The sequence below is a fragment of the Micromonospora sp. R311 genome (assembly GCF_056780015.1).
Window position 1 is genome coordinate 1 of the sequence record NZ_JBSWCE010000045.1, and the last position, 25,722, is coordinate 25,722.

23 protein-coding genes are annotated in these 25,722 nt (G+C 70.4%); 20 read left to right on the forward strand and 3 right to left on the reverse strand.

Annotated features, from left to right (window positions below):
* The first annotated feature begins 288 nt into the window (after positions 1–288).
* From AC1WTP_RS29580 to AC1WTP_RS29605, 6 genes are all read left to right on the forward strand, one after another.
* Positions 289–1,008, forward strand: coding sequence for a hypothetical protein (locus AC1WTP_RS29580; RefSeq protein WP_481652528.1), 720 nt, complete (start codon positions 289–291; stop codon positions 1,006–1,008).
* 98 nt (positions 1,009–1,106) lie between these two features.
* A complete protein-coding gene (locus tag AC1WTP_RS29585) occupies positions 1,107–1,892 on the forward strand; it encodes a tyrosine-type recombinase/integrase (RefSeq protein WP_481652529.1) in 786 nt (261 codons plus the stop codon).
* Complete coding sequence (locus tag AC1WTP_RS29590; protein WP_481652530.1) at positions 1,847–2,023, forward strand: tyrosine-type recombinase/integrase; 177 nt, start codon at positions 1,847–1,849, stop codon at positions 2,021–2,023. Before AC1WTP_RS29585 ends, AC1WTP_RS29590 begins: the two co-directional genes overlap by 46 nt.
* A gap of 381 nt (positions 2,024–2,404) precedes the next feature.
* Positions 2,405–6,709 (forward strand): nSTAND1 domain-containing NTPase, encoded by a 4,305-nt coding sequence (locus AC1WTP_RS29595; RefSeq protein ID WP_481652531.1) that lies wholly within the window; start codon positions 2,405–2,407, stop codon positions 6,707–6,709.
* A 43-nt stretch (positions 6,710–6,752) separates the two neighbouring features.
* A complete protein-coding gene (locus tag AC1WTP_RS29600; protein WP_481652532.1) occupies positions 6,753–7,127 on the forward strand; it encodes a CU044_2847 family protein in 375 nt (124 codons plus the stop codon).
* Positions 7,128–7,280: 153 nt separating this feature from the next.
* On the forward strand, positions 7,281–8,105 hold the full coding sequence (locus AC1WTP_RS29605) for an SDR family NAD(P)-dependent oxidoreductase (protein WP_481652533.1): 825 nt from the start codon (positions 7,281–7,283) through the stop codon (positions 8,103–8,105).
* A 155-nt stretch (positions 8,106–8,260) separates the two neighbouring features.
* Here AC1WTP_RS29605 and AC1WTP_RS29610 read toward each other — a convergent pair whose 3' ends face one another.
* On the reverse strand, positions 8,261–8,839 hold the full coding sequence (locus tag AC1WTP_RS29610) for a hypothetical protein (protein ID WP_481652534.1): 579 nt from the start codon (positions 8,837–8,839) through the stop codon (positions 8,261–8,263).
* A 154-nt stretch (positions 8,840–8,993) separates the two neighbouring features.
* Positions 8,994–9,704, reverse strand: coding sequence for a VOC family protein (locus tag AC1WTP_RS29615; RefSeq protein ID WP_481652535.1), 711 nt, complete (start codon positions 9,702–9,704; stop codon positions 8,994–8,996).
* A gap of 286 nt (positions 9,705–9,990) precedes the next feature.
* On the opposite strand from AC1WTP_RS29615, the gene AC1WTP_RS29620 reads away from it, so the two are divergent.
* On the forward strand, positions 9,991–10,569 hold the full coding sequence (locus AC1WTP_RS29620) for a TIGR03086 family metal-binding protein (protein ID WP_481652536.1): 579 nt from the start codon (positions 9,991–9,993) through the stop codon (positions 10,567–10,569).
* Positions 10,570–10,784: 215 nt separating this feature from the next.
* On the opposite strand, the gene AC1WTP_RS29625 is transcribed toward AC1WTP_RS29620, so the two are convergent.
* The gene (locus tag AC1WTP_RS29625; protein ID WP_481652537.1) at positions 10,785–11,240 is read right to left on the reverse strand and encodes a hypothetical protein; all 456 of its coding nucleotides are present in this window, start codon (positions 11,238–11,240) and stop codon (positions 10,785–10,787) included.
* Positions 11,241–11,550: 310 nt separating this feature from the next.
* Between AC1WTP_RS29625 and AC1WTP_RS29630 the strand changes: the two genes are divergently transcribed.
* The 13 genes from AC1WTP_RS29630 (at position 11,551) to AC1WTP_RS29690 (ending at position 25,710) form a co-directional block, all read left to right on the forward strand.
* Positions 11,551–13,989, forward strand: coding sequence for a type IV secretory system conjugative DNA transfer family protein (locus AC1WTP_RS29630; RefSeq protein WP_481652538.1), 2,439 nt, complete (start codon positions 11,551–11,553; stop codon positions 13,987–13,989).
* Between the two features lie 400 nt (positions 13,990–14,389).
* Complete coding sequence (locus tag AC1WTP_RS29635; protein WP_481652539.1) at positions 14,390–15,193, forward strand: replication-relaxation family protein; 804 nt, start codon at positions 14,390–14,392, stop codon at positions 15,191–15,193.
* A 505-nt stretch (positions 15,194–15,698) separates the two neighbouring features.
* The gene (locus tag AC1WTP_RS29640) at positions 15,699–16,520 is read left to right on the forward strand and encodes a hypothetical protein (RefSeq protein ID WP_481652540.1); all 822 of its coding nucleotides are present in this window, start codon (positions 15,699–15,701) and stop codon (positions 16,518–16,520) included.
* 147 nt (positions 16,521–16,667) lie between these two features.
* Positions 16,668–17,246 carry a hypothetical protein gene (locus tag AC1WTP_RS29645; RefSeq protein WP_481652541.1) on the forward strand — a complete coding sequence of 193 codons (579 nt, stop codon included), beginning with the start codon at positions 16,668–16,670 and terminating at the stop codon, positions 17,244–17,246.
* A 630-nt stretch (positions 17,247–17,876) separates the two neighbouring features.
* Positions 17,877–18,725, forward strand: coding sequence for a MarR family transcriptional regulator (locus tag AC1WTP_RS29650; RefSeq protein WP_481652542.1), 849 nt, complete (start codon positions 17,877–17,879; stop codon positions 18,723–18,725).
* Positions 18,726–18,814: 89 nt separating this feature from the next.
* Positions 18,815–19,453, forward strand: coding sequence for a diguanylate cyclase domain-containing protein (locus tag AC1WTP_RS29655; protein WP_481652543.1), 639 nt, complete (start codon positions 18,815–18,817; stop codon positions 19,451–19,453).
* A 91-nt stretch (positions 19,454–19,544) separates the two neighbouring features.
* Positions 19,545–20,390 carry a hypothetical protein gene (locus AC1WTP_RS29660; RefSeq protein WP_481652544.1) on the forward strand — a complete coding sequence of 282 codons (846 nt, stop codon included), beginning with the start codon at positions 19,545–19,547 and terminating at the stop codon, positions 20,388–20,390.
* A 231-nt stretch (positions 20,391–20,621) separates the two neighbouring features.
* A complete protein-coding gene (locus tag AC1WTP_RS29665; protein ID WP_481652545.1) occupies positions 20,622–21,134 on the forward strand; it encodes a hypothetical protein in 513 nt (170 codons plus the stop codon).
* Complete coding sequence (locus AC1WTP_RS29670) at positions 21,131–22,198, forward strand: NlpC/P60 family protein (protein WP_481652546.1); 1,068 nt, start codon at positions 21,131–21,133, stop codon at positions 22,196–22,198. Before AC1WTP_RS29665 ends, AC1WTP_RS29670 begins: the two co-directional genes overlap by 4 nt.
* A gap of 194 nt (positions 22,199–22,392) precedes the next feature.
* Complete coding sequence (locus AC1WTP_RS29675) at positions 22,393–22,902, forward strand: hypothetical protein (RefSeq protein ID WP_481652547.1); 510 nt, start codon at positions 22,393–22,395, stop codon at positions 22,900–22,902.
* Complete coding sequence (locus AC1WTP_RS29680; RefSeq protein WP_481652548.1) at positions 22,899–23,984, forward strand: DUF4314 domain-containing protein; 1,086 nt, start codon at positions 22,899–22,901, stop codon at positions 23,982–23,984. Before AC1WTP_RS29675 ends, AC1WTP_RS29680 begins: the two co-directional genes overlap by 4 nt.
* 45 nt (positions 23,985–24,029) lie before the next feature.
* Entirely contained in the window at positions 24,030–24,332 is a 303-nt protein-coding gene (locus AC1WTP_RS29685; protein WP_481652549.1) for a hypothetical protein, read from the forward strand.
* Between the two features lie 259 nt (positions 24,333–24,591).
* Positions 24,592–25,710, forward strand: a complete 1,119-nt coding sequence (locus tag AC1WTP_RS29690; protein ID WP_481652550.1) for an AAA family ATPase — start codon at positions 24,592–24,594, stop codon at positions 25,708–25,710.
* Positions 25,711–25,722: the final 12 nt, after the last annotated feature.

Sequence of the window (25,722 nt, forward strand, 5' to 3'; positions counted from 1 at the left end):
GCGAGCGGCATTTTCGCTAACAGCGCGCTGATTCCGGAGGCTGAGGCGCAGCGTTTCACGGCATCCGCAAATGCCGCCGAGCGAGCGACTACGTTCCGTGAGGAAGCGCGGTGAGTCAGACACCCGGTCGTGCCGAGTTGAGTACGACCGCCCACGGGAACTCGAGTTGCCAACCCGCGCGCCGAGGTTGCTCGACTTCAGCGAAGTCCCCGCAACCCTTCATCGACTCCGCGTCGTTTCGGCGGCGGGGCTAGTCTGTGCCTCGCCTCGACCAAGGGAAGGTTCGTCATGCTCGACGACATGCGCGTGCTGCGCAGTGCAGTGAAGGGCTATCGAGCGGCGGCGACTGCCGCCGGTGTCCCCTGGCTCGATGAGGACGACCGGATCGACGGGCTGCCCGTCGATGTGCTTTGCCGGGTCTTCGACGTGGTCCGCATCGCCGAACAACCGATCTGGCTCAGTACCCAGGGCTTGCCGTATGGACGGGTTCTGCCCGACGGCGCGTTTCCGCTGATGTGGAACAACGCCGATGACCTGTTTGGCTACCTGTCCTTCGCGGTCGGGATCCCCTTCCACTGGCGGCATCAGATACCACTGTTCTTCATCGACCACCTCGTTTTTACGTTCGTGCTCACCGGCGACAATGAGGGGGAGATCTGGCGCTACCAAATCGACGCCGACGACTGGAATCCGGTTCGCGCCGCCCCCAGCCTGGCCGCGCTGTTCGCGGAATGGACCAAGGGGTTCACGGCAAACGTGTACGACCGCTCACCGTACGACACGTGGTTGCATATCGGCTACGACGGGCGCGACCCGGTCGACGTGCTCCTTGAACGAGACCTCGACCCCTTCGCCTTCCCCGTGTACATCTCGCAGTACCCCCACAAGGATCTGCTCCGTGCACGGCAATTGGAGTGCGGTGTCGACGTAGACCGTGCCGACCAACCCGAGCGCCAAGAAGAACTGCTCGACGCCATCGACGCGGCTCTTGCGTCCCTTCGCAGGTGATCCGGCGCCGTTCGACGAGTCGGCAGCTCACGCCAACGCACGCATCTGCCGCGCGGAGGGTGTTGGCGCTGACTGTGACTGGTGACGCACCGTGAGGTATGACTACCTCTCCCGCTTCCGGTCCCGGTGTCGTCTCTCCTGATCGTGTTGTTCTTCGTGCGGCGGTTTCTGCCTATCTCGGTCGGTACCGCGGTGACTCGCGGCTGCACACCGAGTCCGACCTGCGCGTCTTTCTGACCTGGTGCACCGACCAGGACCTGGAGCCGCTGTCGGTTGCTCGCATGGACATCGAGCGGTACGTGCGCTGGCTCCAGGACGTACGCCGCTTTCAGCCCTCGACCGTCTCCCGCCGCCTGTCGGTGGTGGTCGGCTTCTACCGCGTCTGCGTCATCGACCACATCCTGCCGCACTCACCGGCCGACTACGTCCGTCGACCGGTCGTGCCACCCGAATCACCCACCCTCGGGCTGGGCCACCTACAGCTCGAAGCCCTGATCACCACCGCACGGAAGTCGGCCAACCCGAACGACTTCGCGCTGATCGCCATGCTCGGACTCCTTGGGCTGCGGATCTTCGAAGCCTGCGGCGCCAACATCGGCGACCTCGGCGAGGAACACGGCCACCGCGTCCTTCGCGTCCGCGGCAAGGGCGGCAAAGTCGTCCTCGTCCCGCTCCCGCCCGCGGTGGCCAGGGCCGTGGACCGTGCGGTGGACGGGCGCCTCGATGGTCCGATTCTGCGCAACGCCATCGGGGCGCGGATGGACCGGCATGCGGCGACCGCCGGCTCAAGCACCTGGCTGCCGCCGCCGGGATCCGGATGCCGAGGATGCACCCGCGCATGCTGCGGCACACCTTCGTCACCACCATGCTCGACGCCGGTGTGAGCCTGCGCGACGTGCAGATCGCCGCCCGTCACGCCGATCCGCGGACGACCATGCGCTACGACCGCGCCCGCAAGACCCTCGACCGGCACCCCAACTACATCCTCGCCGCCTACATGGCCTCGGGAACGTAGCGACCACAACGAGCGGATCTGCCAATGACAGCGCCCGTCACGGATACAAACCCGACGATCACCTTGCCGCACCCCGCGTCAAGACTGTCCATTTCGACCTGGACTGATGCCGACTTCCCAAACATGGGATGGTACGACTGCCCGGTCCATGCCGTGAGCATCGGCGAGTACGCGGACGACACCCTTCCGCCCGCCAGGATGCGGAGCGCGACCTCTGGCCGGATGCCCCGATATTGCCGAAGCCATCCAGTGGGCTAGTCACATGACCAGGCCCTTCGCAATCTTCGAACCCAAATAATGATCTTGAAATGATCGTGCCCTGTCGCCTTGCAGCTATGCCTTACCATCGATGCCTGGCTGACGAGCGGCAAGGGGAGGGCCATGGGGGAAAGCACGTCACCAGCTGCCGCGCTGGGGCGCGTACGTGGACGCTCCGGGCAGGTGGTTGGTACAGCCTTTCTCGTCACTGCTGATCTCGTTCTCACCTGTGCCCATGTCGTCAGCGCGGCGCTGGGCGGTGATCCCTACGACTCTGTTTCGCCGGCTGAGGCGGTCACGGTCGAGTTTCCGTTGACCGGTGATGGGGCCTCGATGGCGGCGTACCGAGCCGTGGTGGTCGGTTGGCGACCGGCACGGGTCGATGGCAGTGGCGACACCGCCCTGCTGCGGCTGGATCGCTCGCCGCCAGCCGCTGCCCGACCCGCCCGCCTGACTCTTATGGACATGGCATGGGGGGATAGTGCGCGGGTGTTCGGCTTTCCGGCGGATCTCAAGGACGAGTACGGGGTGTGGGTCGAGGCCAAGCTCCGGGCCCGTCAGGGTGCTGGCTGGCTACAAATCGAGTCCCCGCCGCAACAACGTGGGATCGGCCCGGGGTTCAGCGGCTCTCCGGTCTGGAACCCCTCGGTGGGCAGGGTCATCGGCATGGTGGTGGCGGCAGAGCGGGGCAACACCACCGCGTACCTGATACCCGTGCGGACCCTGGTCGAGGCCCATCCGGAGATCGCCGTGCCGGATGCGGCCGAGACCTGCCCCTACCGGGGCCTCGATCCGTTTCTCGAAGAGCACTCGACTTACTTCCGCGGCCGGGAGTCGCTTACCGAACGCTGCGTGGCCCAGGTCGCGCGCTTTCCGCTGGTGGCCCTGGCCGGTCCATCGGGCAGCGGAAAGTCCAGCCTGGTGCATGCGGGGCTGACTCCTCGGCTGCGCCGGCAGGGCATGCTGGTCGCCACATTCCGCCCGCTGCCGGGTGCTCGATCCACTTCACTGCTCGCCAACGCGGTCATCGGCGTCCTTGATCCGGACCGGGGCGAGGTCGCGCGGCACGACGAAGCCGAGGCCCTCGCTGACCGGCTCGATGCGTCGCCGGCCCGGACCGTGCCTTGGCTCGCCGGGCAGATGGTCGAACGGGCCGGCGACGGAGGTCTGCTGATCTTTGGCGACCAGTTCGAGGAGCTGGCGACCCAGGACGCACATCGGCTGTGGCTGCTGCTGCACGATCTGACCCGCGCTGCTCCGCGCCGGGCGGACGGCACCCCACGGCTGCACGTCGTGCTGACCATGCGATCGGGTGCGCTGGACACCCTCATCACCGAGGAGACGGCGCTGGCCGCCGCCCTGGGGATAGTGCTCGTGCCCGCGATGAGTCGATCTCAGTTGCAGGCCGCGGTCAGCGCCGCCGACGTCGATTTCGAGCCGGGGCTGGTGAACCGGATCATCGAGGATACCGGCAGCGAGCCTGGGCAACTTCCCTTGCTTGAGTTTACGCTGACGCAGCTCTGGCAGCAGCGCAGCGCCGGGACCCTGACCCACCGGGCGTACGAGGATCTGGGCGGGGTGTCCGGCGCGTTGGCCAGGTACGCCGAGGAGGTGTACGACAGGCTGCCCGAGCCGGCGCGACCATCCGCCCGTCGCCTTCTCATCCAGCTAGCCCGGCCCGAGAAGGACGGGAGCTTTCTGCGACGGCCGGTGCGGCTCACCGATCTGGGCGACTATCTCCGTCCTGTCCTCGGTCGGCTCGTGGCCAGCCGGCTTGTCGTGGTCAGCAAGGCCACGGACGGTTCCGAGGTTGCCGACCTTGCCCATCAGGAGCTGATCCGACACTGGCCGCAGCTGAGGGAGTGGCTGACGCAGGAGCGCGATTTCCGCAGCTGGCAGGAGGGGTTACGGACCAGCCTCGCCGGCTGGGACGCCGATGGCCGGGACACCAGCGGCCTGCTGCGTGGCGCCGCGTTGACCACCGCGGACCGGTGGGCGCGGGAGCACCCGGAGGACATTGGACCGGCCGAACGCGCCTTCATCCGGGCCAGTCGGGCCAACGAACGACGCCGCGTGCGGATCCTCCGATCGGTGGTGGCCGCCATCTCGGTTCTCGCCGTGGCCGCCACCGCTCTGGCGGTGATCGCCGCCCGCCAGACGGCCCAGGCCGAAGCACGCCTGCGCACCGCCGTCTCCCGGTCGCTGGCCGACGAGGCCGACCGGTTACGCGACAGCGATCCGCGGGCATCCTTGCAGCTGGCCCAAGCCGCGTGGCACCACGACCAGTCGGCGGAGGCCTGGGGTGCCCTCTTCACTTGGTACGCCGCACTGCAGTCAGTGGACAAGGTGTATCAGGACGCGTGGGAGGGAGATCTCAAGCAGATCCTCACCAGCCCGGACGGGTCGGTCGTAGTGTTCGTGAGCAAGTCGGGGCTTCCCGCCGTCTGGACGGGCATGACCGGCGAGGCCCCCGAACGATGGCGACTGCCAACGGCTGGTGCCGCTCAGGTCGGCGGCAGCTTCGCCCTTAGCCCGTCCGGCCGGTACCTGGGGTACATCAGCGCCCTCGGCGGAATCCTGCTTTGGGACCTCGCGCGCCGCACCGGCCCGGTGGAGCTCGCGCCGGACACGAGCCGGGAGGATCTGACGACCAACTCCCGGTTCGACTCGATCTCGTTCTCTCCCGATGACAGCCGGGTGCTCGTCTGGTCCCGAGCGGGAGCGTCGGCAGAGTCGACCATCCGGGTCTGGGAGGTTAGAGACGGGCGCCCCGTTCGGGCGGTGAGCCCGAAGCTTTCGGTCGAGTCGACCTTCTCAGTCTCGTTCGGCCACCGGCCGGACACCCTCCTACTCACCGGTTCGGGACCCGCGCGCCTCTACCAGCTCGACAGCGGGCGGCTGCTCGGGTCCCTCTCCGTCCCGGATTCGGCGGTCACGAGGCCCGCAGGCGACGGTGCACTCATCACCTACTGCGACGACGAACGGTTGCATCTCATCGACGTGGCGACCTTCGCGCTACTACGAACGACTGCGGTGCCGTCATGCACCGGGGCGTTCGTTTTGCGCGACGGCCCGCCCTACGCTGTCTCCGCTACCTCGCACGCGTCCGGTGACTCGAACACCGCAGTGAGCGTTACCGACCTTCGCACCGGCCGCAGCTACCAATTCACCACTCCGCCCATCGACTTCGACCCGCTGTTCAATCCCGCCATCGCCCTGTACCGCGGCTCGGGCGACCGACTGGTTGCTATCACCGGGGTCGGTACGCAGGGGTATCAGCTGGCAGCGAGGCCGCTGCCGGCGGCCACGGAGCCGACCGGCCCCACACCAACGCAGCCGCCCGGTGCACGGCCGCTGGGATCGGTGACCCTGTCCAGTCCCGACGACCGCTGGGTGGTCGCGGTGAACGGCGAGACCGGCCAGCTCGACCTGCTGGACAGGAAGACGGGAGGAACAGTAGACAGCACCCATGGCTCCCCGGCGCCCAGCGCCACGACGGTGACCTTCCGGGGTCTGTGGTGCGGGTTTTCCCGCGACAGCAAGCGATTCCTGGTGGTCCAAGGCGACGAACTGGTCAGCTACAGCATTCCCGGGCTAGCGGTCGAACGCCGTATGTCCCTGCCCGTACAGCCCGAGCTCGGCAAGCCGCCGGACGAGCCCGACATCTCGTCTTGGGCGAGTTCCGTGGCGGTGGACGATGACGGGCGGATCATCGTGTTGCACGCCGGCGTCCTCACCCGGTGGGACGTCAGCACCGGCGATCTGGCCGACTCCCCACTGCCGCTGCGAGCGGACCACGCAGGTCAGCAACGATCGGCCCTGCTTGCCGTCATGGCACCGCTACCTAGGCCCGGCCACCGCGGGGAGGTTGCCGTCGTGGAGCCCAACGGCGACGTGGAGATCTGGAGCATCAACCAGCGGCGCCCCATCGCGACCGTAGCGGCAGATGCGGTCTCGGCACAGGGCTCGCTGGTCTTCGACCTGTCGGGCTCCCGCCTGGCCATCAAGGCCGAGAATGGGCTGATCAAGATTTGGAATATCGACGAGCGGCAAGTTGAAGGGGCGCCGATCCCGGTCGGCTACACGGACAACGTACTTGGGTTCACCCCCGAGGGACGGCTACTCACCGTCTTCACGCTCGTCAAGCCGAGCGTCCAACTGTGGGATGACAAGAGCGGGAAATCGCTGGCGACCCTAACCATGCCCATCGATAACTTGGCAGCCCTTGTTCATGGCCCCCCAGACACCAGCTGGTCCCTCACCGGAAATCGGCTGACGGCGTGGGGTGGTGGGCGGACGCATTCCTGGCCGTTGGATCCCGACAAGTGGATGGAGAGTTTGTGCGCCCTCAACGACCGACCGTACACAGAGGCCGAACGGCAAGCCATCGAACGGCACGATGGCGCCAGCGAACCGCCCTGTGGGTGATCCGTAAGCTCTCTTGGGACACCAACAACCAGAGGAGTTGCGGATGGCGCACGTCGTGGCAATGCCGGTTGACGGAGGCGGTTCGGTCCTGATCGAGGTTTCCGACGAGCGGGCCGGTATCGAGCGGGTCGGTCGACCCGGCGAGCTCGTCCGTGATGCCGGCGAAACGCTGCAGCAGGCCCTCGCCCGGGTCCGACCGGCGGCCGAGGCGGTCCTCGACAGCGTCCGAGGCATGGCGAAGCCCCCGAACAAGGTCGCCGTCGAGTTCGGCATCAAACTGACTGCAGAGGCTGGCGTGATCGTCGCACGCACGGCCGGCGAGGCGAACTTCGCTGTCACCGTCGAGTGGTCCGCACCCGCTGACGATCGGACGGAGGGGCGAAACGCAGCGGTTCCCGCTGTAGAGGCGGGCGAGTAAGCTGAGCGCCCTTACTCTATTGCCGCGAAGCGCTCGTCACCGACGGTGATGTCGGCGCCGGTCGTCGGCGTCCGGACGTGCCGATGAGCGGATGCTGTCTCGTTCCGATCGTCGGGGCATCCGGGCGCTTGGTGGTCCTGGCATGCTGGGTGCGTGATTGACCTTGCAGGACAAGTGGTCGTCGTTACCGGAGCGGGACGTGGCCTGGGCGAGTCTTACGCTCGGTTGCTGGCGGCCAGAGGCGCGCACGTTGCCGTGCACGATGCAGGAGTTGACCGCGACGGCAGCGGCAATGATCCGGCTCCCGCCCATGCTGTGGCCGGTGAGATAACCGACGCCGGGGGGCGCGCCTCCGTGCACGTGCAGAACCTCGCGACGCGCCGCGGCTGCGAGGAACTGATCGCTGAGGTCCTGACCAAGCACGGACGCATCGACGCACTGGTCCACAGTGCGGGCATCGTTCGTTACCACGGCATCAGCGAAGCGACTGCGGACGAGTACGACACGACCATGGCGATCAACGCCGGCGCGGCATGGTGGCTCTGCTGGGCGGTGTGGCCGCTGATGCGGACCCAGCGCTACGGCAGAATCGTGCTGACCACATCGGACTACGGATTACGGACCATCGACGGCGCTGACGTCGCCGCATATAGCGTCAGCAAGGCGTCACAGTTCGGTCTTATGAACGCCCTCGCCGGCGAAGGCCGGTCACACGGGATCCTGGTGAACGCCATCTGCCCAGTGGCCGCCACCCGCATCTTCCGTCGAACCGTGCAACCGCAGGAACTTACCCCCGCGTCGGTGGCCCCAGGGATCGCCATGCTTGTTTCCCGCGAGTGTCCCTTCACGGGACATGTCCTCAGGGCCGCTGGCGGCGAGTGGAGGATTTACCAGGTCACCGCAGTGCGGCAAGCCGACCTCGGCTGCGATGCCTCACCCGAAGACGTGCTCGACTGGGCGACCCGCCCCACTGCTTGAGCAGCTATGCCGCTCCATCCGAGCCGGTCTCCTTATCTAACTTCCGCTCAAGGCCGCCATCCGCTCGTGGCCGTGCGTGACCGGCGACGCCGGGGCTTCCGAGTGAGTGTCAGTCGGCAACGCCGAGCGTCGTGCGGCGACCGCCAACCGCCGCCCTATGAGCGCGGTGTCGAGATCTCGGCGATGATGGCAGTTCCTTGTATGGACAGACCTTCGTGCATGGTGATCGTCTGGTCCGGTCGGAGATTACGCCACGCGTCGGGGCTCAGGGGTGCCAGACGGATCGGTCCGGTCGCTCCGGGTGCCAGTTCCGGGGCGTACTCGACCCAGATTCGCGCGACACGAAGGTTGGGGTGCCCCTCGGGCATGTGCTGGCCGATGTGCCACACCGGCCGCAACACGCCCTTACCAGGTATGGGGATTCGTCGGCCTCCATCAGCGACCGGCACGAGCGTCAGCTGGGCGCGGATGATTCCGTGGATGCTCTCCCATCGCCGCCATCGGCACCATGTGGCCGTGTCGGCGAGCCACATCAGCTCCGCAGCCTCAATCAGCAGGTCCCACCACTCCGCACCGGCAGGCCAGTCATCGAGGTCGGCGAGGAGATCAAGGGCGACGTCCCACTCGTTGTGTTTGAGATACTCCGCCACGTCGGCGGCTGTCGCTCCGGCCTCGTTGGTGGCGTTGGCCGGCACCATCGTGACCGCTCGATCTAGCAGCTCAGGAACATCCACCTCAGCATTGTCTGGCGGCACCGCCTACTCGGCGACGACTTATCCGGCGGTGCACGCTCATGCCGCCGACCGGGCGTCACGAAGCGTGACGAGGCGTCGTAGGGCCGAGCGCCTCGGTCGCGCCGAGATAGGGAAACTCGCCTGCGTTGCCGAATCACCTGTGCGCCGCTGCGAGTTCGGCGGCGTTCTGGAACGCAGAGGCCGCCCGTTCTGATTCATCCGCGTTCAGCACGACGCGTTCGACACGGGCCAGCATCTCGGTTGCGGTATCAGGGTCGTGCAGCACCATCGCGAGTTCGGCGCGGTACACGAGGACCTCTAACTGTGCGACCGGATCGTCCCCGGCCTGGGGGCGGGCCAGTGCGCTGTCGAGGATCCGGACGGCCTGCCGGACATCGCCCCGGGAATCGGCCTGCACGACAGCGTTGGCCAGAGCCTTGGCCAGGCGCCCCGCTGGCGTGGGTTCAGGGGCGGCGGCCTGGTGGACGACGCGGATCCAGTTGCCGCCGGGGTCGATGACGCTGAACCCGCTCACCCCGTCAGAGTTCTTCCGCGCTCGAGGCCGGGTCATGCGCGGCGTTCCGGACACCAGAACTTTCCCGTACGTGGCGCGCATGCCTACGGCGAACGCCCGGTGCAGTCCTTCGATGTCCGAGGTGAGGACTAGGCAGGAGCCGTAGGACTGCTCCGGGTCGAAGCCGGCGATCTCGAAGAAGTGAAGATGCAGGTCTTCACGCTGCAATGCCACGTACGGGTTGGGCTTGCGCTGCCGGTAAGTCGTACGGAAACCGAGAACCTCGTAGAAATTGACCATGTCGTCGATGGAGGCGCAGGGCAGCAGCGGAACGGTCACCTCGTTGGCCATGCCTCCTTTCCTACGCAGGTTGGGGTGCCCGTCGCACATGGAAATAGCCGTTCGCCTTGCCCAGCCACCTGATCGTCCGAGGTGCCAGAGTGCGGGCCCAGTGTGACGGGAGCCAGCGCAGGCCTCCGCTGCCGGCATCCGCATCTGCCGCCGTCCGTGCGCGCCGGCCGTCGGCGTACCCGTCACGGTTCGTAACAAGTCAGCCAGCGTTGGCGCCGCCGTTCGGCTTCCCCGCCCGCGGCGTTCCGGGAGAACATGAATCGATGATCTGCCCTATCGTCGTGGCGTGACCTTCGCCGGGCAACGACACGACTACTTCGATTCTCTCGGCTGGGTGGCTCTGCTGATGACAGCAACCCCTCCCCGTCAGCTCGATGCTCGTACGCCCTGCGAAAACTTCGACGTACGGACCCTGCTCGGGCACCTCATCGGCACCGCGCGCCGCGGACTCGCCACCGCCCAAGGCCGTCCGATGCACGACATCCCCCACGTCATCACGGAGGTGCCGGACGGCGAGGTGGCCCCGACGTATGTTGCCCTGACACGTTCCCTCCGCCGAGCCTGGGCACCGCTGGCCGCAGCCGACCAGGTCAAGGCGCCCTGGGGACCGTGTACCGCGTTGGACGCCGTACGAGGTTTCACGGTCGAAACCGTCACGCATGGGTGGGATTTGGCCGTGGCCACCGGGCAACCGAGCGACGCCCCCGACGGCGTAGCCGAGAGCTGCCTCAGTTACGCCGCCGGCATCATTCCGGACCGATTACGCGGCGTCATGTACGACGCCCCCGCCAGTAGCCCAGAAGGGGCGTCCGCGACCGAACAACTCGCACACCTTCTCGGTCACAAGCGCGACAGAAGCAGATGATCACGAGCCCTTCGAATGCGGCTACGCGGTACGCCAGAGCTCAACGCAGCCCGTCTCTGCCCCGAAGATCCGGTGCACGGATTTGCCGCGACCCGCGCGCATCCGTCCGTCCTACGGTGACAGGACGTGACCGGACGACGCGGGCGCCCCGGTGATGACAGCCCCAAAGGCAGCCGACGTTGCCTCCGTCAACCTGCGGATCTTTATACGTCAGCTCAGGACGTGTACACCAACACCCCCAGGCAGCGGGTGCCGAGGTCAGATCCGGTAGGTGCCGCCGGGTCGGGGCTGTTGACGGTCTCGATGTAGCGCATAGCCCCGGCGGCGGACAGGCCGAACAGTTCGCAGAGCATCCGTAGGTCACCGCTGGTGGCGTGGGCTTCGTCGAGGATGCGGTCCTTCTTCTGCACGGTCAGGGCCGCACGGCCTGCCCGGCGTTGCGAGGCGAGGAACCGGTCCGCGTCAGCTGGCTTCGCGGTCCAGACCGGCCGGCCCAGGTAGCGGATGAACTCGAACAACGCCGACCGATCGCCGATGACGGTGCTGTCACAGATCCCCGCGCCCACGCACGCCAGCAGGTACTGGTCCACCAACTCCTGCTCGTAATCCGCCTCATCCTCAGCCGACCCGAGCTGACGCGGCGAACCCAACGAGCGCACGACAGCCAGCACCACACCCCTTTAACGATCCGAGAGATTGGTAGGAAGTCATGAAAAAAGGTGACAGGTCAGAATTCCTGACCTTCGGTCAAGCGCCCGTGCAGCCAGCAAGCAAGACGAGATCGAAGGTCTGGCCAGCGACTACGCACCTCACCAAGAGCATCGGCCGCGATCAACTCTTGGTAGTTCCGGCAACACGCCCGAGCGAACTGGCCGACCTGGACGAGGGAGACGACTTGTGACCCCGTCCGCCTCCGCTATCACGGCTGTCCTCCCGCCCACGCCGGCGCCTAGCCCATCAGGGCCGGGCGCCGGCTTTGTCGTGCCCCCTACCGGGCCGACCCGCTGGCTCCTCGACGCCGCCGCCTGGGCCGGACAGCGGCCGTGGCTGCTTGCCGTGGCCGCCGCCGTTCTGGCCGCCGTCGTCGCCGGGCGCAACCTGCTCGCCCTGTGGCGGCACCGCCGGCACGCCGACGGCGCCCGCCTCGTCACGATCGCCCCGCCACCAGAGGTCGACCCACACAGCGCGGCAGCGTTGTGGGCCAACCTCACCGGCACCCTCACCCCATCCCGACGCAGACGGTGGCTCTACGGCAGCCCCCACGTGGTGTGGCAGTACACCTGGACCGGGCGGCGGCTGCTCATCTCCGTGTGGGTGCCCGGCACCGTGCCGCCCGGTGCCGTCGAGGCTGCCGTCCGTGCCGCATGGCCGGGGGCCGCCTGCACCACCGACGACACGACCCCACCACCGATGCCCGTCGACGTGCCGGCGGCGGTCGGTGGGCACCTGCTGCCCACCGCCGCCGAATGGCTGCCGCTGCAAACCGACCACGACAACGACCCGCTGCGGGCGCTGATGTCCGCCGGCTCCCAACTCAAGGCCGACGAGTACGCGGGCGTGCAGATCCTGGCCCGCCCCGCCGCACCCCGCCGCGCCCTGCGCGCACGACGAGCCGCCGCCCGGCTGCGCGACGGCAAGACCGCCATCCCCACCATCAACCCGGCCGCACCCCTGCTCTGGCTCATCGAGGTCTTCCAGACCGGATCCTCCACCCGCCCCCGGTCCAGCCCTGCCGCAAGCCAGCGGCGGGACCCAGGAGTGGAACGCGACGTGCGGGCCATCCTCGACAAGACCGCCCACCCGCTGTGGGAGACCGCCGTGCGCTACGCCGTCGGCAAGGACAGCCGGCGCGCGAGCACCGACCAGCGGCCCCGGCTGCGGGGCATCGCCGACACGGTCGCCTCCTCCTTCGCGGTGTACTCCGGCCGCAACCGCCTCACCCACCGCACTCGCATGCCCCACCCCGCCGCAGTCCTCGCCCAGCGGCGCCTCGGCGCCGGGTTCCTCACCTCCACCCCCGAACTGGCCGCCCTCGCCGCCCTGCCCCGAGACCTGGCCGTGCCGGGCCTGGACCGGGCGCGGGCGAAGTCCATGCCCACCCCGGTCGCCGTGCCTACCGGCGGGCGCGGCACGAAGATGATCGGCGACGCGCAGGTCGGCGGCCACGGCGTCGCCTTGGCCGTCCCGGACGCCCGCTACCACCTGCATGTCGTCGGATCCACCGGCAGCGGGAAGACGACGCTGTTGGTGAACATGGCCGTCGACGACATCAAAGCCGGCCGCGGCACCGTCGTCATCGACCCGCACGGTGACATGGTCCTGGACATCCTCGACCGGCTCCCCGCATCGGTCGCGGACCGGGTGGTGCTGTTCGACCCCGACCAGCCCAACCCGCCGACGATCAACCCGCTGTCCGGCGACGACCCCGACCTGGTCGTGGACAACCTCGTGTCGATCTTCGGGAACATCTTCGCCAAGGCGTGGGGACCCCGGATGGACGACGTCATGCGGGTGGCGTGCCTGACCCTGCTCCGGCACGCCAACGTCACCCTGCAGCACATCCCGCCGCTGCTCAACAGCGCCCAGTTCCGGTCGGCGATGACCGTCGACCTCGACGATCCGGCCGGCCTCAGTGGCTTCTGGCAGTGGTACGACGAGCTCAACCCCGCTCTGCGCTCGCAGGTCATCGGCCCCGTCCTGGCAAGGCTTCGGGCGTTCCTGCTCCGCGACTTCGTCAAGCGCACCATGCGCTACCCGAAATCCAGCTTCGACATGGGCAAGGTCCTCGACGGTGGCGCCCTGCTCGTCCGGATCCCGAAGGGCCAGCTCGGGGAGGACACCAGCAAGCTCCTCGGCTCCCTGATCTTGGCGCAGGTGTGGCAGGCCGCCACCGCCCGCGCGAAGATCGCCCCCGACAAGCGCCGGGACGCCACGCTGATCATCGACGAGGCGCAGAACTTCCTCACCCTCGCCAACAGCCTGGACACGATGCTCGCCGAAGCCCGCAAGTACCGGCTGTCGCTGGTTTTGTCGCATCAGGACCTCGCGCAGTTCCCCAAGGACCTCCTCGCCGCGGCGTCTGCGAACGCCCGCAACAAGATCTACTTCTCGTGCGCGCCCGAGGACGCCCGCGTCCTCGCAAGGCACACGCTGCCCGAGCTGGACGAGCACGACCTGACCCATCTCGACGCCTACACCGCCGCGACCCGCCTCGTCGTCGACGGCCGGCAGACACCGGCGTTCACGCTGCGCACCCGTCCGCCGCAGCCGGTCGTGGGTGAGGCCACCGCGATCCGGGAGACCGTCGCACGGACCGTCGAGGCGCAGAACACCAGCGCCATCGACGCTCTCGTCGACCGGTGGTCCCAGCCCCGCGACGACAAAGGCGCAAGGGCCAAGGGCGGCAGAGGCGTCTCCTGACCGGGCTCAAAAGCCCTGCGGGATCAGCGCTTCGGTGTCTGTCAAGACGGCCGGATCGAGGCCGGGATGCCCCTTCGGTCAGCGCATCACCACCCCTTCACCACCGTCAACTCTGTGCCGCTGACAGAACGGCTCGGGTGGGCCTGTCAGTGCTGCACACCCGCCGTGACCAGCCACGGCCACGGCCTCCACCAATTCCAGACACCCCTCCCACAGAGGGGATCCTCCTTCCTCCCTGAAGGGAACCCGCATGTCCGCCGAACCCGACCCGCAGTGTCCTGACCCCCCTCACCCCCACTCCTCCGAGCCTTCCTCGCCCGGCCGCTCCGCGTCGTCGAGCCGCCCGTCCCGCCAGGGCCGCCTGCAACTCCTGCGTCGTCTGACCCTGCGCGACCGTCAGATGCTCGGCTGGCTCTCTGAGCACTACCTGCTGTCCACCGACCAAATTGCCCAGGCGCTGTTCCCGTCCCGGCGGGCGGCCCTGTTGCGCCTCGCGGCGCTGCACTCCATCGGCGCGGTCAGCCGCTTCGTGGACATCACCACCGGCACCGGTCAGTACCTCTACGCCCTCGGCCCTCTCGGCGCCGTGCTGCACCCGACCGCCTACACCGACCCGGACCGGCCGTCGGCGCGGGCGCCGCGCAGCAGCATCGAGCGCACCGAACGCATCGTCGGCAGCCACAAGCTGCGCCACCTGCTCGGCGTCAACCAGCTCTTCGTCGACCTGCACGCCTACACCCGCACCGACCCGAACGCGCAGCTGGCGCGGTGGTGGTCCGAGCAGCACGCCACCGCCGCCTACGCCGCCGCCGACATCCGCCCCGATGCCCACGGCGTCTGGACCGTCGGCGAGCGCAGCGTCGGGTTCTTCCTCGAACACGACAACAACACCGAGAACCTGGGCAGGGTGCTGCGCAAGCTGCGCGCCTACGAACGCCTCGCCGAGTTCGGCCCCCGCTACCCCGTCCTGCTGCGGGTGCGCAGCCGCCGCCGGGAGGCGAACCTCCTGCGCGCCCTGGTAGGCGTGCCCACCGCCATGCCGGTGGCCACCGGCGTCCACGACGAGCACCCCGCCGGCCCGGCCTGGACGCTGACCACCGACCCGGGCCTGCGCCGCTGGCTGCACGAGCTGCCCAGCGACCACGGACCCGACAATCCCGCCACCAACCCGCACCGCTTCACCCACCCCGACGTAAGCGACTAACCCCAACGGGCCTGCCAGCCGCCATCGCTGTCTGACAGCGCAGGTCACGGCCCCGCCGCCCCAGCGCCCGGCCCGGTGAGCGCCCCGCCTTCTGACAGGCGACCAGGTCGCCTGTCAGACCTACCGGTTCTGACAGGCGGTCCGCCTCACCAGCCCGCGCTGAGGGCGAAAGCGTCTGACAGTGCTGCTCAGCGGCGGGTTTGCGCCCACGACGCGCGCGGCAGGCGGTGACAGACAGCGTCGCTACCGTTTCGGCAACACCACACCCCACATATCGCTCCACCCCGGTTCGGTTCCACCTCAGGGACACCCCGCCGCACCCAGCGGTACGCGACGCCCACCCGCTCCGGCCGGTCGGCACGCGCTCCGCGCGACGGCCCTCGAGGTCGCACCAACCACCCGCACCACCGCACCGCTTCTTCCCTTCCGCCCTGACCCGACCCATGCACCCGGTGGGCCGGTCAATCCCGCCTGCCTACACGCACTCGACAAGGAGGACCTGCGCATGTCCGCTCTCAACGGCACCCCGCTGACCCGTCACGGCAGCCGCGTGCCCGCCATTCCCACCCGACCCGCCCCCGTGCAGGCCACCAAGGCGCCCGCGCGCCGACCGGCCCCTGCCCAGGCCACCACCGTCGTACCGAGGACCGTCACGCCGGCGCCGACCATCGCCACGATGATCGTCTGCCTGCCCGACGAGCTGCCCGCCGAGGCGTTCACCGCGCACCAGCTGCACACGCAGTTCGGGGTCGCCGGCACCCTCACGCCCCTGTTCTGGGCTGTTCCGCAGCTGCGGCTGTGGCAGCGCCAGCAGATGATAGGCCTGCGCAAGGGCCGCCCCGCGCCGTGCGCGGGCGGACCGGTCAGGCTGCTGGACCTGCAGGGCATGCGCCACGCCGCTGGCGTCGGCGCCGGGATCCGCTACCAGATCTGGCAGCAGGTCGTGCACGGCACCCGCCCGGCCACCCCGTGGCCCGTGTTCGAGAGCCGCCACCTCACCGACCCGCAGAAGTACCCGTTCGAGGCCGCCTCGGCGGACTTCCACGCGCAGCCGCGCGTCAACGCGATGCGGATGCACGCCGCGGCGACGCCCGGCACCGGCCAGCCCAACCCGGGCGAGCTGGAGATGTACCAGGCAGGCCAGATGGCCTACCAGCACTACCACGCCACCAGCGCCATCGCCGGTGACGCTCTGCTCACCGCCGACGGCCGCAAGCTGGCCCCGGCCAGTGACGCCCTCGCCCACCGAGTGACCTACCTGGAGCAGGCCCTGCGCTACCTCGACACCGTCGAGCCGGACCAGCGGCTGCTCGCGGTCGCCCTCTAACCGCACAACAAGCCGCCCGGACGGCGCGCCCTGATCCCTGTACCCCGGGGGACAACCAGGCGCGCCGCCCGGCCGGTGCGCGTCCACGCCCAGACACGCGCAGGCCCCGCCATGCGCACCCCTCACGCAGTAGGAGGCATCCACCTGATGAGGTCACGACACCGCGCCGCCGCCATCCGCGCGGCGCTCACCGCCGTCGAACACGACGCCGACACCCGAGGCTGGGACGCCCTGCCGGCCCTGCTCGGCCTGTTCGACGCCACCACCCACCGCCACCAGCCCCGCATCGACATCGACGCACTCAGCGTCGATCCGGCGTTCTGGTGGCTGCACGCGCAGACCGTCCCCGGCATGCGACTGCCCTACTGGGTCGGCCTGAAGACCCTCACCACCCACCTCACCGCCCCCGACGCGGCGCCGCTGCTAACCCAGTGGGCGCACACGGGGCAGCGGCGGCTGCTCGGGATGGCCTTCCTCGGCGAGGGCTTGGATACCAGCGACGCCGGCCGTCGCGATGCCGCCGTCCACGGACTGCCCGCCGACGACGAGGGAATCCCGGTGCGGGCGCTCACCGCCTGCGACATCGACGGTCGCCACTACCAGATCCTGCGGTACCGGGGCGTCGACACCACCACGACGCTCGTGCTGGACGACCCGCCGGCACGGGTGCGGGCCACCGTCATCCCGGCCTGCCTGCGCCGCCTGCTCACCACGGCGCGCGCCTGATCGACGCAGCCGACCACCGGGGGCCGCAACGCGGCACTCCAACCGGACGCGCCGGCCGATCCGGTATGGGGCCCCCCGCGCGCCGACACCGCCTCCGACCGCTCACCGGCTGCCGCTACGCGAGCGGGCGCCCGCCAGCAGTGGCCTGTCTGACCCACCCCACGGCAGCTCCACTCACCTGTGGAGGGCGCCGTGGGCCGCCGGGCGCCCTGGGCTGGGGCGTGCACCCGAGCCCGGCCAGCAACAGGCCGCCCTTTCCCTCTTCCCCCAGCGGCTGGGCCTGACCGCCCTCGCCGCGCGCGCCCGCGAGATCGGCGCTTCCCGCCGGCCGCCCCGGCCGCCCCGGCAGACGCCTCCTGCCGACGCCGAGCCCCCGTTCTAGCCGCACCCCAGCCGGCGACGGCAAGGCGGCAACCGGGCGCAGCAGAAACAAAGGGCCCGACCCCAGGGTGCGGACCTGCCAATACGCAGGCCGCCTCTGACCCACAGGGGATTTTCCGACGCGGTAGGGACGGCGTCCCTTGCCCGTCCCGAGATGCGGTCCGTGCACTTGATCACCGCCGCTGTCGAAGGGTGGATCAGTGCATGGACTTCGATCCGCACCAATCCCTACGACGGAAGGACACCAGCATGACCGACACGCACGAGGAACCCGTGCCCGCGCACGGCGCGTTCAAGGTCCTCGGGGCGCTGGCGGAACTCGGCGAGGCCACCGCCGCCGCGGTCGCCGAGCACGCCGGACTCGGCTACTCCACCACCACCCCGAAGCTGCGCGCCTGGGAAGGATCCGGGCAGGCCGAGCGATTCCGCACCGGCGACGGCCGCAGCCTGTGGCGGCTCACCGACGCCGGCCGCGCCGCCACCGCCACCACCAACATCCCGCAACCCACGGCGGCCGAGGTGCCCGAGCCGACCGCCGACGTTGCGGCCACCGAGGACCAGAGCACGACCGACGACGCGTCCCCGCCCGCCACCGCAGCCGACACCCCACAACCGGCCGGCGGCAGCCCGTCCCCGCAGCCGCATCCCGATCCGCACGTACTGGCCGCCCCTGAGCCGGCCGAGCCCATCGAGCCGAACAGCAAAGTAGACACGGCAGCGGTTGCCACCTCCATCCCCGCCGCCGACGCAGACCAGGACCAGGACGCGCCAGGGGAGCCGACGCCTGCGGATGGGCGACCCGACGCCGAGACGGCGGACGCACCGCCGGACGGCAGCCCCCCGGCCACGGCGCGCCGGGTCGGCGGGTCGCTGCGCGGGGCGGTCCTGGACCTCCTGGAAGCCCACCCCGACCGGGCCTACAAGACCGGTGAGCTGTGCAAGCTCATCGACGCCGCGAACGCCGGCACCGGCGCGGCCAAGGCCAGTCCCGGGGCGGTCGCCAACGCCGCGATCAAGCTCGTCGCGACCGGCAAGGCGGTGCAGGCCGTGGACCGCCCGGCCACCTTCCAACTCGCCCCCGCCACCGGCGGCCAGTAGCCCGTCCGTCAGGTAGCCCGGGGATGGGCGTCGAAGTTAGCGCCTCACGCCCACCCCCGGTGCTCCTTCTATCCAAGGAGCGTTCCCGAGTGTCTCCCATCCTGCACACGATCGCTATCGCCGTCGGCGGGATCCTCGCCGGCCTCGCCCTCGCCGGAGCGCTGCTCTGGCGGCAGCAGCAAGCCCTGCACGTGGCCCGCTACGAGGCCACCCACGACGAGATCACCGGCCTGCCCAACCGGCGGCTGTTCCTCACCCGCCTGCGCGCCGCCCTCGCCGACAACGCGCCGGTCGGGGTGGTGCTGCTCGACCTCGACCGGTTCAAGACCGTCAACGACACCCTGGGCCACGACAGCGGCAACGTCCTGCTCGACCAGGTCGGCCGGCTCCTGGCCAGCCTGCCCACCCCCATCCAGGTCGCGGCCCGGCTCTCCGGCGACGAGTTCACCCTGCTCGTGTCCGGCGACCCTGACGACACCGCGGCCGCGGCCCACGCCGCGTGGCAGGTCATCGGCGCCGCCCCGATCCGCGTGATCAACGGCGACGTCCGCGTGGCCGCCTCGGTCGGCTACACCCACACCCACGACCCGCACGCCAGCCCCCGGCAACTGCTCGCCGAGGCCGACGCCGCCATGTACTACGCGAAGCGCTCCGGCATCGGCGTGTGCGACTACCGCCCCCACAGCGCGCCCGCCCCGCGCCGCAGCCGCGACCGCCACCACCGCTGACCCGCCTCCACGACTCCTCGCACACAGAAGGACCCCGCAGCCGCTGGCTGCGGGGTCCTTCCCCTTTCCCACCCTGCCAAAGGAGACCCCTGTGTTGTCCTTCAACGCCGTCCACACCCTCACCGGTTGCCTCCTGGCCGCCGACGCCGACGCCGAAATGCTGGGCTGGGGCCAGCCCGCGACGCTGCTGCTCATCCACGACCGGCCCCTGGACACCGCCGGGCCGGCGCCGATGCGCGAGATGCGCAGCCTGGAGTTCCCGCTGCACCGCGACGACCTGCTCACCGATCCCGCCGGGCTGCCCGCGCTGCTGCACCGCCTCGCCGCCGGCCTCGACAACCCGGATGCGCCCACGCCCTACCAGGCCACCCTGCACACCATCATCCGGCTGATCCGGGCCACCGCGCCCGACGCTCGGCTGCTGGCCTGGGCGACCTGCTACGACGACATCCTCGACACCGACGGCCGGCTCCGGCAGGCCCGCCGCGTCGACGCCGTCGACATCGACGGACGCGTCTACCAGTTCACCCGCCTGCGCGGCGAGGACCACCCGCTCCTGCGCGGCGACGACACCCCCGACCCGGGCGACATCCCCGCCACCCACCCTGGGCTGGCCGCGCTGCTGGCCGCCACCGCCCGCTACATCCACACGAGCATGCACGCAGGCATGGCATCCGGCCCGCAGGTGCCGCCACACGCCGACCCTGACGAGCCGATCTTCGGCGTGTGCGGGCCCGACGGCGCGTCCATCCGCTGCCGGATCTGCGGGGCGGTCGACGAGATCGCCTTCGACGAGGTGCCGTCCATGGCCGGGTACGGCGAGGACACCTACACCCGCTGCACCCGCTGCGGGTCGGTCGAGACCACCGACCCGATCTTCGGCTGGCGCGCCAAGCCCGCCCCTTGGCCGCCCCACCCCGCGCACGAACAGCCGTGACGAGCAGCCGCGGCAGCCGGACCCACGAGCTTCCACCCCCCGAGCACAGGCGCGGCAAGCGCCGAATGGGGCGGCATTGCCACAGCTGCACGCGCGTCGCCATCCGCAGCCCCCGGCCACGCGCCAATCGCGCGTGATCCGCCCCGCGCGGGGCGTCCCGCCGTCAGCTCGCGCCTGCGTACACGCACGCGCGGGTCCGAATCATCGCCTCTCGCTGAAGGAGCCTGTCCCGTGAGCACCCACAGCTACATCGGCGCCACCGACCCCGACAGTCCGCACCTCGTGCACGCCCGTTTCGTGCTCTTCGACGGCCACCCGGGCGTCGTCCTGCCCACCCTGGCCGCGATCTGGGCCGGCCACGCCCACTACGACACGCGAGCGCTGATCACCGCGATCCTCGCCTGCGACTGGGAGTACCTCGACCCGGAGGTCACCGCCGCCGCCGGCTCCGGGTTCGCCGGGCAGCAGCCGGTGCCGGGCGTCGGCATGAGGCTGGCCTCCACCACCGGCGGCACGGTGGACGCGCCGGAACCGGTGACCGTGTTCCCGCTGTGCCACGCCGGGCACCTCGACGCCGAGTGGATCTACCTCATCGAGGCGGACACCGCCACGATCGCCGTGCACACTGGCGACGGCAGCCGCGTCTCCCGTTACCAGCTCACCGGCTGCCTGCCCCCGCCCACCGCGGACCGCCGCCCACCGCAGCGCTGTGGTCCGCGACCGGCGGTGGGAGCGTCGCGGTGAGCGCCCGCGCCCTCGCGGCGATCAGCGCCGGGGTGATTGCCGTGCTGGTGCTGTGCGCCGGCGGGATCGGTGCCCTGTTCACCGGTGGCGGCACCGCCTCGGCTGCCTGTCTCGGCGCGGTCGGCCCCAGCTGGGAGCCGCCGCTTGCCGCGGTCACCGCGTCCCCGGCTGCCGGCGGCGCGGGTGGCTGGAGCAGTGAACAGATGGCCAACGCCGCCGTGATCGTCGCCGTCGGCGCCGAGCTGCGGGTCCCGCCTCGGGGTTGGGTCATCGCTTTGGCCACCGGGATGCAGGAGTCGACGCTGCGCAACCTGTCCGGCGGGGACCGCGACTCCGTCGGGCTGTTCCAGCAGCGCCCCTCCCAAGGCTGGGGCACGCCCGCGCAGCTGCAGAACCCCCGCTACGCCGCCGACAGGTTCTACCAGTCGCTGCTGGCCGTCGATGGCTGGCAGGCCATGGCGCTGACCGATGCCGCGCAGGCGGTGCAGCGCTCCGCCTTCCCTGACGCCTACGCGCAGTGGGAGGACGACGCGAGCGCCCTGGTCCGCATCGTCGCCGCGCAGAATCCCACAGCTATCGCGGTGAATCTCGACCCGTGCGTGAGCGTGTGCGCGGACCGCGCAGCCGCCGCCGGCGGCGGCTGCGTCGGTGTCGCAGCGGTGTTGGCACGGGCACGGTCGTGGTTGACGGCCTGGTCGGGTGGACCGGTGCCGTACCTGTCCAGCGGCGACCCGGGAACGTGGTTCCGCGGCTTCCGCAGGGACTGCTCGGGCTACGTGTCGATGGCGTTCGGCTTGGGCGGGCCCGGCTTGAACACCGCGGGCCTGGCGGCACGTTCAACGGCCATCACGAAAGCTGATTTGCGACCGGGCGACCTGCTGATCAACACGGCACCGAATCTTCAAGGCCACGTGGTGCTGTTCGAGCGGTGGACGGATTCGTCGATGACCCGCTACTACGGCTACGAGCAGTCCGGCGACGGCGGCACCCACCACCGCTTGATCCCGTACCCCTACTTCGGCGACTACCCGATGACCCCGTACCGGTTCGGGACCACGTCATGACGGGCGCTGCAGCACACCCCGCAACCGGGGTGCCCGCGACGCTCCCGCCCGGTGGTGCTCGCAGCGCAGCTGACCAAGGACGGCGTCAGCCACCCGGGGTGCCGAGAACTGGTGCAAATCCCGCCACAGAAGCACACTCCCCGCCCGGCCACGACCGGCCGGCGGACCGCACACACCTTGATGGAGGTTGCACCATGAGCTGTTCCACCCTGATCGGCCCCACCGCTTCCGGCGGCACCTATGCCGCCCGGATGCTGCGCAACAGCGGCGACCCAGAGCAAATGGCGCGGCTGCTGCGGCGCATCTGGCAGCGCACCTTCGAACGGCACACCCTCGCCCTGGCCGACACGCTGCTGCGCCACGACTGGGGCAGGCTCCACCACGTGGCGTGGGACGCCGTGTGGCTGCCGGTTGCACGCGCCGGCCTGGACGCCCGGATCTGCCTCGCGGCCCACCCCAACGTGGCGACGGTCCTGCACGCCACCGCCCATGCGGTCTGCGCCGCCACCGCCCCCACGCCGGGGGAGGCCGGGCGGCGTGAGCCGTGGCTGCGGCAGGTGAGGACCGAGTTCGACCTGGTCTGGCCGCACGGGCGGGGGCCGCACCGGCTGCGCCGCGACGCCGACGGCCTGCTGCCCGACGTCGACGTGCCCGACTGGTCGTGGTGGCTGCTGCCCACCCCGAACGAAGGGACCAGCCGGTGACCTACCAGCCCGGCGACCGCGTCGCCCTGGAACACACCGCCGACCCGCACACCCTCCTGCGCCCTGGCGACGAGGGCACGGTGCGCCGCTACGACCGCGATCAGCGCATCCTCCACATCGACTGGGACAGCGGTTCCCAACTGGCGATGCTCTTCGACGCCGGTGACCGCGTCCGCCGTATCCCCGCCCCGATCGGCGCCACTGACTGGGAGCGGGTGCTCGACGCCCTGCGCTCCGCTGGCGCCACCGCTGGGCAGGAGGCGGCACGGTGGTGGGCGCAGCACGTCCTCGGCGGCCGAGCCGCCGGCGACGTCGCTGCGATGGCGCGGCAGGTCTTGGCCGGCGTCGAGGAGGTCGACCCGCCGGTCCTCGACGGGCTCCCCGCCGCCGACCGGTACGTCCTGGCCGAGGACTCCGACCGGTACGCCGAGCATGCCCCGCCCGATGCCCCAAGGTGGGAGGAGCTGACCGCGCGGCAGTGTGACCAGTCGCGGTGGGCGTGGTGCGACGGGTACGACGACGCCGCGCAAGCCGAGGCGGCCCGGCAGTGCCGAATGATCCTGCACCCCGACGGCGACGACCGGGACCTCAGCCACGTGCACCCCGATCAGGTGCGCCTGGGCGGGCCGGGTGTGTTCGGCGGGGACTGGGCGTGGACGCCCAACCCGGACGGGGAGCTGCGCATCCCGGTCGGGTTCGCCGGCACCCTGGTCGACACCTGGAACGGGTGGGCGGTGTTCACCTGCACCCGCGAGGTGGCGGAGGCGATCGTCGTCGACCAGTCCGACGCCCGCGACCGCTACCGGCAGCACCTCGCCGCCGACGGCATCACCGGCGAGCGCCTGGAGCGGATGGTTGACGAATCGATGGCCCGCCTGTGCTTCGTCGGCGACGTCATCGTCGTCGACGAGACCCGGGTGCACGACGACCCGGATGTCATCGAACGGATTACCCCCGACGCGCACGGCCGGTACGTCGTGATGGGCCGCGCCTGGACCTGGACCGCGGTGCACCCCTACGACTGCGACCGCATCGCCGGGCACATCCCCGACCCGCCTGCCCGGCCCGCACCCGAGGTGTAACTCCCGTCCGACACCAACCCTCGACTCCGAAAGGACCCCACTGCCATGCTCGACAACGGCGACGCCGACCTCGGCGGATACGGCCACGAGGAGATCCTGCAGGTCCTCGTGACGCACCTGCTCACCACCGCTGATCTGGACCAGCTCTGCGACGACGCCGATCTACCCCATCTCGTTCACGACGACGGCACCCCGGTCACCATCACCTCCGCCCGCGTCTACCGCGACGCCGGAGTCATGACCCTCGACCGCGGTGTGTGGGTGGAACTGTCCGACGGGAGCGTGTTCGGCCTGACCGTGCATATCTCCCGCCGCCCCCGCTACGACATCACCCTGCGCCGCCGATAGCGCCGAACCCCGCAACGACTTGATCGATCCGGGGTCGGGTGCGTTCCTTGTCGTCGCCCACCGGCCGGTGACGGCGACACCCGACCGGCAGCCCCTGCCGGCCTTGCTTGCTGCACCAACCTCACGGAGGTCGCTGGCCGCCCCTGCCACAGGGCCGCGCCCGGCACCGCCGTCTCCGCCGCGCGGACACCGCACCACGTCTGCCCGCGTGCCCGGAGACGGGTGCGCGGGCCCCATCCCTGACGACAGGAGACCCCGCATGGACGCTGCAACCCCGCCCACCCGCACCGAACCCGCCGAAGCGGGTGGCGGGCGACGGCCCGGCTACCTCTACCGCCTGGTCGCCGCCCACCTCGCCGCCCACCCCGACCAGGTGCTCAAGGTCGGCGAGATCACCACCGCCATCTCCGCCCCCTCCACCGGCGCGGTGTTCGACGCGTTGAGGAAGATGGCCGCCGCCGGCTACGCCACCCACCACACCGGCCCGCACCGCTTCCAGATCACCCAGGCGGGCATCGACGCAGCCGGCGCCATGCCACCATCCGCCCCCCGCGCGTCCGGCAACGGCGGGCGGTCCACCCGGCGGCAGCCGGTGACCCGGCCCAACGGCGACCTGTACTTCCCGCGCAAGCTCGCCGGGGCCACCGACGTGGACGTGCTGCGCCGGCTGCGCGACAAGCGCATCCCGGTGCTGCTCTACGGCCCGCCCGGCACCGGCAAGACCGCCCTCGTCGAGGCCGCGTTCCCCGACCTGCTCACCGTCGCCGGCACCGGCGACACCGTCGTCGAGGACTTCCTCGGCAACTTCATCCCCCTCCCGGACGGCGGGTTCGAGTTCGTCTACGGACCCCTGGTCACCGCGATGCGCGACGGGCGGGCGCTGCTGGTCGACGACGCCACCCTCATCGCGCCGAAGGTCCTCGCCGTGCTCTACCCGGCCATGGACGGCCGCCGCGTGATCACCATCCCCGGCTACCGCAACGAACGCGTCGACGCCGTCGACGGGTTCTACGTCATCGCCGGCCACAACCCCGGCGTCCACGGCGCCATCCTCACCGAGGCCCTCGCGTCGCGGTTCGACGTGCACATCGAGGTCACCACCGACTGGGACCTCGCCCGCCACCTCGGCGTCCCCGCCCCCGCCGTCCAGGCGGCCGTCGCCCTTAACGCGGACCTGGCGGCGGGGCGGGTGTCGTGGGCGCCGCAGCTGCGCGAGCTGCTCGGATTCGCCCGCGTCCGCAAGACCCTCGGCCTGCCCGCGGCGGTGGCGAACCTCGCCGGCCGCGCCCCGGAAGGGGACCGGGAGGCGGTCACCGCCGCCCTGCGGCAGCACTTCGGCACCGAGATCACCGCGCTGACCCTCGGCAAGCAGCGATAACCCCCGAAGGAG

Coding starts and splice junctions, on each gene's coding strand:
- AC1WTP_RS29690 (WP_481652550.1), top strand. CDS start 24,592: ATGGACGCTGCAACCCCGCCCACCCGCACCGAACCCGCCGAAGCGGGT.
- AC1WTP_RS29685 (WP_481652549.1), top strand. CDS start 24,030: ATGCTCGACAACGGCGACGCCGACCTCGGCGGATACGGCCACGAGGAG.
- AC1WTP_RS29650 (WP_481652542.1), top strand. CDS start 17,877: ATGACCGACACGCACGAGGAACCCGTGCCCGCGCACGGCGCGTTCAAG.
- AC1WTP_RS29585 (WP_481652529.1), top strand. CDS start 1,107: ATGACTACCTCTCCCGCTTCCGGTCCCGGTGTCGTCTCTCCTGATCGT.
- AC1WTP_RS29595 (WP_481652531.1), top strand. CDS start 2,405: ATGGGGGAAAGCACGTCACCAGCTGCCGCGCTGGGGCGCGTACGTGGA.
- AC1WTP_RS29590 (WP_481652530.1), top strand. CDS start 1,847: ATGCTGCGGCACACCTTCGTCACCACCATGCTCGACGCCGGTGTGAGC.
- AC1WTP_RS29580 (WP_481652528.1), top strand. CDS start 289: ATGCTCGACGACATGCGCGTGCTGCGCAGTGCAGTGAAGGGCTATCGA.
- AC1WTP_RS29675 (WP_481652547.1), top strand. CDS start 22,393: ATGAGCTGTTCCACCCTGATCGGCCCCACCGCTTCCGGCGGCACCTAT.
- AC1WTP_RS29600 (WP_481652532.1), top strand. CDS start 6,753: ATGGCGCACGTCGTGGCAATGCCGGTTGACGGAGGCGGTTCGGTCCTG.
- AC1WTP_RS29645 (WP_481652541.1), top strand. CDS start 16,668: ATGAGGTCACGACACCGCGCCGCCGCCATCCGCGCGGCGCTCACCGCC.
- AC1WTP_RS29640 (WP_481652540.1), top strand. CDS start 15,699: ATGTCCGCTCTCAACGGCACCCCGCTGACCCGTCACGGCAGCCGCGTG.
- AC1WTP_RS29615 (WP_481652535.1), bottom strand. CDS start 9,704: ATGGCCAACGAGGTGACCGTTCCGCTGCTGCCCTGCGCCTCCATCGAC.
- AC1WTP_RS29635 (WP_481652539.1), top strand. CDS start 14,390: ATGCTCGGCTGGCTCTCTGAGCACTACCTGCTGTCCACCGACCAAATT.